Origin of the sequence: Pseudorhodoplanes sp., assembly GCF_050250235.1 — a bacterium.
In the GTDB taxonomy this organism is placed as follows: domain Bacteria; phylum Pseudomonadota; class Alphaproteobacteria; order Rhizobiales; family Xanthobacteraceae; genus Pseudorhodoplanes.
On sequence record NZ_JBFWPA010000189.1, the window covers coordinates 1 to 9043 of the forward strand.

The 9043-nt window shown below is 57.9% G+C and carries 6 protein-coding genes and 1 pseudogene; all 7 read right to left on the bottom strand.

What is annotated here, in order from left to right; all coding sequences use genetic code 11:
- Positions 1-463 precede the first annotated feature (463 nt).
- On the bottom strand, positions 464-1558 hold the full coding sequence (locus AB7F49_RS35650; RefSeq protein ID WP_428531475.1) for an enoyl-CoA hydratase/isomerase family protein: 1095 nt from the start codon (positions 1556-1558) through the stop codon (positions 464-466).
- 142 nt (positions 1559-1700) lie between these two features.
- Entirely contained in the window at positions 1701-2591 is an 891-nt protein-coding gene (locus AB7F49_RS35655; protein WP_428531478.1) for a LysR family transcriptional regulator, read from the bottom strand.
- A gap of 260 nt (positions 2592-2851) precedes the next feature.
- Complete coding sequence (locus AB7F49_RS35660) at positions 2852-4195, bottom strand: NAD(P)H-dependent oxidoreductase (protein ID WP_428531481.1); 1344 nt, start codon at positions 4193-4195, stop codon at positions 2852-2854.
- Positions 4196-4211: 16 nt separating this feature from the next.
- Positions 4212-5747 carry an aldehyde dehydrogenase family protein gene (locus AB7F49_RS35665; RefSeq protein ID WP_428531484.1) on the bottom strand — a complete coding sequence of 512 codons (1536 nt, stop codon included), beginning with the start codon at positions 5745-5747 and terminating at the stop codon, positions 4212-4214.
- A 76-nt stretch (positions 5748-5823) separates the two neighbouring features.
- On the bottom strand, positions 5824-6732 hold the full coding sequence (gene mmsB, locus AB7F49_RS35670; protein ID WP_428531487.1) for a 3-hydroxyisobutyrate dehydrogenase: 909 nt from the start codon (positions 6730-6732) through the stop codon (positions 5824-5826).
- A gap of 30 nt (positions 6733-6762) precedes the next feature.
- Positions 6763-7971 (bottom strand): ABC transporter substrate-binding protein, encoded by a 1209-nt coding sequence (locus tag AB7F49_RS35675; RefSeq protein WP_428531490.1) that lies wholly within the window; start codon positions 7969-7971, stop codon positions 6763-6765.
- Positions 7972-8107: 136 nt separating this feature from the next.
- Positions 8108-9043: pseudogene (locus tag AB7F49_RS35680) on the bottom strand (IS3 family transposase); the annotation flags it as partial.

The window sequence follows — 9043 nt, forward strand, 5'->3', positions numbered from 1 at the left end:
GCGCCAAGCCCGCACCCTCCAGGTGATCCATGAAACGCGCCCCTCGCAGCCGTCAACGCCATGATTTATATGCGAAATATCACGATTACGACAGCGAAATCAGCGACTTACTTGGAGAATGTGGGATCCAAAGGGATCCGACCCCAATGGCTAAGATCAATTACGATCAATTATGATCTCGACATAACAAATATAAAATAATTATACAGAAAACTTGATTAATATTCAAATCGAACAATATTTCGTTAAGATAAAATACTAGCAACTCGTAAATTATTTATAATTTGCGTTATATATGCCATTAGCAATGTCGGACCAAATCCTAAACGGCGACGATAAACTAATATTAAACCCAATATCCACTTATTGCCAATGATATAAAAGCCAAACCGTTGCGCTAAATTATCTGATATCTTGATTATTTTCGATCAGGCTCCTACGCTCGCCACTTGCCGATTAGATATTATGCGTGGAATCCTCCTCTGTTGAGGAGGTATTCCTCTCTGAGAATATCGTGTTCCTCCGCGCCAAGTGGCGCGAAATACCGCTGAATGATTTCAACCTGTTTGACGTTTTCTACTTTGCTTGGCTGCCAGCGCGGCGCGTGGTCCTTGTCGATCAAGACTGCGCGGATTCCCTCGTAAAGATCATGTCCGAGTACGATGCGCGAAGCGATGCGGTACTCCGTGCGCATCGCTTCGGCGAAGCCGAGGTTGGCGCCACGGCGCATTTGCTCGAAGGCGATAGCGACGCTGGTCGGTGATTTGGTGCTAATGACGTGCAAAATCTTGCGGGCAAAGACGCTCCCGCCTACCGCCATTGATTGTAAGCGCTCAAACACTTCGAGAAGTGTACCCCCGCCAAAGGCATCAGCGATCACCTCACGTTCCGCTTGCAAAGGCCCCGGCTCACGCTCGAAGCTGAATTCTGCCCAAATCTCGTCTAATGTATGTCGACCAGTGAGTGCGTCGGCCAGCTCCGCTATCCGCTCGCTAAGGACGCTATGGGTCGCAAGTCCCACAGAGAGCGCGTCCGCAGCGCCTATTCTCTCGCCTGTCAGCGCAAGGAAGCGGCCGAAATTGTCGGCAAGCCGCGGTAGCGCATAAGTAGCGCCCACGTCCGGAAACAGACCGATACCAACTTGAGGCATAGCGAACAGATAGCGATCGCCCGCGATTCTATGGCTTCCGTGCAGGGAAATGCCGACGCCGCCTCCCATAACGAGACCGTCGATCAGAGATACATATGGCTTAGGATAAGTCTTGATTCGATGGTTCAGGATGTACTCTTCGCCCCAGAAGGCGAGCATCTCATTGTAGCGTCCTGCCTTACCGCAATCATACAGCCAACGGATGTCACCGCCAGCAGAGAACGCCTTCTCGCTTGTGCTCATGACGACAACGCGGGCAACTTGCGGATCATATTCCCAGGCATCGAGAGCGCGTGCCAATACGCGTATCGTGCCAAGACTCAGCGCATTCAACGCCTTCGGCCGATTAAGCACCACGACACCAGCAGAGCCGCGAATCTCACAGATGATGTCTTCGTCCAGCGTCATCGCCCGGCCTCTTCCTTTGATGGGCTGCGCTTCTCGAAAGCGCACGAAAAGTTTGTCAAAGCCACGAAGCCTTACGCGCGATCGGGAATTCACTGCGGTTTCCGCGTCGCTTTCCCCCAGTGGCGCCCCATCGCTAATCCAGTCAATCAGCTCTTGTCAGCATCTCGGTCGAAGTCTCAAAGTATCCAGCGATATGCTCCGACAAGGCCCGCACGCGTGCGACATGCTTCGTGTCGGCGGACTGCAGAAGCCAAATCTCGGAATAGAACGGAGCGTCTGATGTCAGTACGCGCTTGAGCCCGAATTTCTTTGCCACTACGGCTGGCAACACAGCCACGCCGATGCCCGCTTGAACCGCAGCCAATTGGGTGCTCATCGTGTGTGCGCGAAAGGTGATATTCGCATTCGGGATCGCATCAAAGAGCCAACGGGAGAATGGAAGATATCCAAGACTGTTGTCCCAACCAATCAGACGGTGCCCTGGCAGGTCTGAGTAGGTTTCCGGCAATCCGTAGGTTGCGATATAGTCGGGAGATCCGTAGACAGCCATTGCTAGACTTCCTACCCGCCTCATCAAGTAGTCTCCATGCGACGGACAAACGAGCCGCACGAGGAGGTCAGCTTGCCGTTTAGTGAGATTCAAAGGGCGAACATCCGCAAGCAATTCCAATTGAACCGCCGGATGGAGACGGAAAAATGCAGGTAATGAAGGGACGATGAAGTGCTGGCCAAGAAGTTCCGGTAATGCGAGGCGTACGGAGCCGGCATACTCGTGGATGGGCACCGCGCCGTTTCGCTCCAACCAGAGGAGCTTCGATTCAGCCTGCTCTGCCCGCTCGAAGAAAGCTTGGCCGGGCGCCGTGAGCGTGTAGCCATCGTTTCGCTTTGTGAACAACACGGCCGCGACGGACTGTTCGAGTGCTGCGATACGGCGCGCGATTGTCGAATTGCTAACACGCAAGGCACGAGAGGCCTCGGTCAGGCTATGAGAGCGGGCTACCGCCAAGAAGTATTTCAGATCGTTCCAGTCCATGACGTTCCGACCGTCCATCTCCGATAAAATCCGAGAATGTCGCTGTCGTCCTCCCGTGACAGCGGGTTACCAAGCTCCGAATTGTGTCCAAGCCCGGGCGCACGCTTCTTGGGCTAACGACACGACAGCCCAGATCGAAAGGAGACAGCGGGCAGATATCAATGGCTACGTCCCTTTGTTGCGTTAGAGGCGCGCATGAATTCGCCAACGAACGGATCAATTTCAAGAGCCCTCTATGCGCCGGCTGGCGTGCCAGTCTCTCAAGCAAACGCCTGTTCCATTTCGCGGCGAATCCTGACGATCGGATCGTCAGCTGCGATATCGACGTCGCTCCAGCGCACGCCCTGACCTTCCGGGACGTCACGGATCAGCGTGACGTTATGAGCCAAGCCGAGGGGTAGATAGCCCTCGCGTAGAGAAACACTGGCAGGTGTTTGACGACCCCAGACGCAGAATCCCCCTTCGCCGTCGAGAACCTCGCCCTTCTTGAGACCGCGCTTGGCTGTGGCCACAACGTCGGCATTAAAGACCGTTGGCGCGCCTGTCGGTTGCTTGAGGAGCGCCGCCCATGCTGCGGAGATACCAAGCTCCAATCCGCTGAAATGAATCGGGCGATACAGGGCGGCGTAGCGGCCACTCTTATCCGGCAGCATATGGTATTCTCGGAAGCAGTCTCGCGTGTAGGAACTGTCCTCTGCAGCCTCGACCACTACAAAGGTCCCGTGGGCGAGATTATAGGGAACAGTCGTGCCGTCCCGGGCGAGCGAAGACACGCATTCGGTTACGCCAGCTTTCTCAAGCGAACCGCCCTCGGACTTGGGGCGCAGTACGTCTGAAAGCTCGAAGCGGCTCGCCGGCGGGAAGACAAGACCGTCTGTCTGGGACTGCAGGTCGGCAGCGTTCGCGATGGCCGCCATCTCGATCGCAGACTTGGTACCATCGACAAAGCTGTTGAACATCTTCGGGTTGATGGCCGAACGGTCCTTGATCTCGATGAGGCCCGGGAGGTTCTCGAAAACTGTGTCAGGCGTCGACTGATGGAAGCGAGGTAGGTAGCGCGTCCCTTTGCCGGCGGCGATGACGCGGAAGCCGCAGGCGCGGGCCCAATCGACATGTTCACAAACGATCGCTGGCTGATCGCCATACGCAAGCGAGTAGACCACGCCGGCCTGCCTCGCTTTCTTGGCAAGCAACGGTCCTGCGACAACGTCGGCCTCGACGTTGACCATCACGATGTGCTTGCCAGCAGCGATGGCATCAAGCGCGATACGGATGCCGTTTCGAGGATCACCGGTCGCCTCGATCACGACCTCGATCCCGTCGGCCTTGATAAGATCATCGGCGCTGTCGGTGAGGTAGGTCTTGCCCGAAAGCAGCGCATCCTCGAATGAGCTAGCTGCGTATTGCTCCGCCGGCCAGTTGCTGGAGCGAAGCTGCGACGCCGCGCGCGCCACATTCAGGTCGGCGACCGCGACGACGTGCATTCCAAGAGTGGTACGAGCCTGGGCAAGGAACATCGTGCCGTACTTGCCTGCGCCGATGAGGCCAATGGTAACTGGCTTGCCGGCCTCCTGACGGGCCTTGAGCAGTGCAGAGAGATTCATGGGTCACGGTTTCCGATTAACGAAAGCTTTTAGGAGGCGGCAGGTCGAGGTTGACGTTGACGCTCTTTGTCTCTGTGAAGCTGTCGAGCATGCCTTCGAGGGACATCTCGCGGCCGATGCCGCTCTCCTTCACGCCGCCATAAGACTGGCCGAGAGCTTGACCGCCACCTTGGTTGACCTGGACCCAGCCTGCTTCAACGGCGTGAGCGGTGCGCAGGGCCTGCCCGATATCCCGAGACCAAACATAGGCTGCCAGACCGTAGTGGCTTTGATTAGCCATCCGGATCGCATCTTCCTCATTGCGCCACGGAATAGCCACCAGGACCGGCCCGAAGATCTCCTCTCGCGCAAGGCGCCACTCGTTAGAGCTGTCGGCAAAAATCGTTGGGACAGTGAAGTAACCCTTCGTCAGAGGCCCTTCCTTGGGAGGCAGGCCACCGGTCACTAGGCGCGCCTCACTGCGATTCAAGCCTTCTGAGATGTAGTCACAGATCCTAGTGAATTGCTTCTCATTGATGATCGACCCAATGTCCGTGGCCTCGTCGAGCGGATCACCGATTTTGAGCGCCGTTGCCCTTGCCGCCAGCCTCTCCAGGAAGCCGTCAAAAATCTTTTCGTGCAGGAACAGGCGCGAACCTGCAGTGCAGGACTGGCTCTGGCGAGTGAAGCGCATGGAAGCCACGATCCCATCGACAACCCAGTCTTCGTCGGCATCGGGATAGACGATTGATGGGCTCTTGCCGCCCAACTCCAGAGACACCGGCGCGATCCGGTCGGCCGCGGCCCTCATAATGGCCTTGCCTACGTTCGTTGAGCCTGTGAAGCTGATCTTGCGAACGGCGGGATGCGCTGCCAGAGGTTCACCGCACTCCTTGCCGTAACCGGTGATCACGTTCACCACGCCCGGCGGCAAGTGCTTTTGGCAGACTTCGCCAATCATCAAGACAGCTAAGGGAGCATCCTCGGCCGCCTTTAGAACGATGGTGTTGCCTGCGCAGATTGCAGGAGCGATTTTGAGAGCGGCCAGCTGCGCTGGAGCGTTCCACGGAACGATGGCGCCGACGACGCCAAGCGGTTCGCGTCGAGAATAGCTGAGTTGCGTCTCGCCGAGGGGAATTGTGACCCCCTTCAATTCGGACGCTAGTCCGCCGAAATAGCGGAATGCGTCGGCGACCATCTTGGCCTCGCCGCGAGCCTGTGTACGCAATGCGTTTCCAGTCTCGCTGGCGATCAGCCGAGCCAGGTCTTCCTGGCCGGCTTCGAGCTCCGCACCGATAGCGAGCAGGAGCTTGCCGCGATCACGCGCTGGCATGCGCGACCACTTTGAGAAGGCTGAACTGGCAGCCTCAACGGCGCGATCCACATCTTCCTTTTCACCACGCGGAACAAGCGCGAGAGCCTCGCGTCGTCCGGGATTTTCAACAACGATTGTGCGGCCAGAGGCGGCGGGCTGCCATCGGCCGTTGATCAGCATGCCTTTGGTCGGCAGGTTACCGCCTAAGTTACCTTGGCGCGCTGGATCATCGCTTCGTTGTCCGTGCTTTGTTGTCATGTGCCGAGCCTTTCTCGTTGACTGATCCGCAAACTGCATGGCTCATCGGGTTTGCGCCGGAGAACCAACGTCGGATTCAGGCGGCCGGAGACTGAGAAAGAGCGCCTTCGATCATCCGGATGATCCCGGAGTAATCGAGAGTTCCCTGCCCGGACTGGCAGAACATGCTGTAAATCCCGGCGGCCAGTGTGCCGAGCGGCAAGCTTGAGCCGGTCTCGATCGCCGCCCCTTCGGCCAAACGCAGATCCTTGAGCATGAGATCCGCAGCAAAGCCGTTCTGGTAGTTTCGGCTCGAGGGGACATTCGGCAAGATGTTCGGCACAGGCGGGTAATGCGTCAGCGCGTGACAACTCCCCGTCGAGGTCGACGAAATCTCGCGCAAGATCAACGGGTCAAGACCGAGACGCTTGCCTAGCGTGAAGGCCTCCGAAACCGCGATCATAGAGATGCCAGCGAGCAGATTATTGCAAATCTTCGCGGCCTGCCCGCTTCCGGCGTGGCCGGCTCGAACGATGTTGCGCCCCATCGCGCCGAGGATCGGCCGGGCACGATCAACATGCTTTTCCTCGCCTCCTACCATGAAGGTAAGGGTGCCAGCTTGCGCACCCATGACGCCACCCGACACAGGGGCATCGAGGACTGCGATTTGACGTTCCTTCCCTGCCGCGTGAAGCTTTTGAGCTTCCCCCACTGCAATCGTCGAGCAGTCGATCGCCAGGCTATGGGCCGGCATGAGCGACAGCACGCCATCTGGTCCAGTATAGATCTCGAGGACATGCTTCCCGGTCGGGACCATGGTGAAGATAAATTCCGAGAACGAGACTGCGTCGCGCAGGTTGTCGCAAGCCGTGGCGCCGGTTTCGCGGGCTGCTGCCAGTGCGTTTGGATCGCGATCGTAAGCTCGTACCTCATGCCCTGCCCGCACGAGATGCCCCGCCATCGGAATGCCCATTCGGCCGAGGCCGATGAAACCGATTTGTGCCATGCTACAAGGTCCCCTCAGGATAAAATTTCGTCACTGCTTTGATACCAACGGGCAGCCGCCTTCGTTGAGTGAGCGGAAGGCCGTCTCGGCGGGGATCGTCGCCCTATGGGTGTAGTAATCCCAAGGGTACTTCGATTCAGACGGCTGCTTGACGGTATACAAATGCATAGGATGCATCTTGCGCCCGTCGACGCGGATATAGCCTTTGCCAAAAAGCGGGTCGTCAGTCGGTATTTCCTTCATCTTTGCGACGACTTTAGCTCCATCACGCGCGTCACCGATTGCTTCCACAGCTTTAAGGTAATGAATGATCGAGGAGTAGACGCCCGCCTGGACCATCGAGGGCTTTGCGCCGCCTCGTTGCGAAGCAAAGCGCGCCGAGAATGCGCGGGTTCCATCATCTGTGTCCCAGTAGAATGGAGAAACGAGCGCCAGACCTTGTGATAGTTCTAGGCCAATGGCGTGGATATCGGTGATGTAAATGAGCAGGCCCGCCAGCCGCTGTTTCGTCCCAGCGATACCAAATTCTGCCGCCTGTTTGATGCTGCTTACGGTATCGCCCCCCGAATTGGCGAGCGCGATCACCTGCGCACCCGAGGACTGAGCCTGCAGGAGATACGACGAGAAATCTGCGGTATTGTTTGGTGCTCGGACCCGGCCCACGACCGTGCCGCCACTGGCTAGCACCATCTTCTCCGCATCCCGCTCCAGCGCGTGGCCAAATGCGTAATCAGCCGTCAAAAAGAACCACGTCTTCCCGCCCGTCTCCACGACGGATTTGCCAATTCCATTGGCGAAAGCCCAGGTATCGTGTGTCCAGTGGATCGTATTGGGGGTGCAGGCGGCGCCGGTCAGGTCCGAGACTGCCGGCCCTGACGCTAGCATTACCTTATTTTTGTCTCGAACGATTTGGCTGACCGCGAGAGCAGCAGCCGAGTTCGTGACGTCGGTGACAACATCCACGCCCTGAGTATCGAACCACGTCCGCGAGATTGACGATGCAAGGTCCGCTTTATTGCCGTGGTCGGCGACCACAACATCGATTTTCCAACCCTTTGCGAGCAAGCCAGAGTCTTCCACGGCCAAGCGAGCAGCTACAACCGACCCCGGGCCACCCATATCGGCATAGACCGAGGATTGATCGTTGATTACCCCGATCTTGACGACCTTCTCTGCGGCCTGACTGCTGCAAACTCCGAGCAAGAGCGCGATGCTGATGGATAAGGAGACCCGTGCCATTTTAATCCTCCCCGTTAGCGCGATCTGGAGCCGCGTAGGCTGCTAAAAAAGCGCATACCTTTAGGGGTGGTCTATGGTAGTTTTTGCACAATTGAAGTTTCTGTGGCCTGCCCCCATTGGGTGGTCCGGTTCAAGTCTAATGCATTTTGGGCTTGCCGGCCACGGTTGAGGTGTCCGGCGAGGTGGGTTGGGTTTGCGCCGCCGGCCACACCACAGCGAGCGGTGCTGGTGGCCGGTAGCCCAACGAGGAGTGCGGGCGCCGGGTATTATAGTGCTGGCGCCAGCCCTCGACGACGATCCGAGCCTCGGCGAGGCTGTAGAACATCTCACCGTTCAGGAGCTCGTCGCGAAGCTTGGAGTTAAAGCTCTCGCAGTAGCCGTTTTCCCATGGCGAGCCCGGCTCGATGAAGGCCGTTTTTGCGCCGACCGCTGTGATCCAATCCCGCACCGCCTTGGCGACGAACTCGGGACCGTTGTCCGAACGAATATGCCCAGGCACGCCGCGCAGGATGAAGAGATCGGACAGGACATCGATGACGTCGGTGGACTTGAGTTTCCGGTCGATCCTGATCGCGATGCATTCCCTGGTGAACTCGTCGATCACGTTCAACATGCGGAACTTCCTGCCGTTATGGGTGTGATCCTCGACAAAGTCGTAGGACCAGACATGGTTGGGATGTTCTGGCCGAAGCCGGATGCACGACCCATCATTCAGCCAGAGACGCCCCTTTTTCGGTTGTCTGGCCGGCACCTTGAGCCCCTCACGCCGCCAGATCCGCTCAACGCGTTTGATGTTCACCGCCCAGCCTGACGCGTGCAGCATCGCTGCGATCCGGCGATAGCCGTAGCGTCCGTATTGGGTGGCAAGCGCGACGATGTCCGCAGTCAGCGCCACCTCGTCGCTGCGTCCCATTGGCATCTTGCGTTGCGTCGAACGATGCTGCCCCAGAACCCGGCACGCCAACCGCTCAGACACGCCAAACTTAATTATGGTGTGGTCGATGCAGCGGCGACGGCGGGCGGGGCTCAGTAGTTTCCCGACGCAGCTTCCCTGAGAATGAGCTTCTCAAGC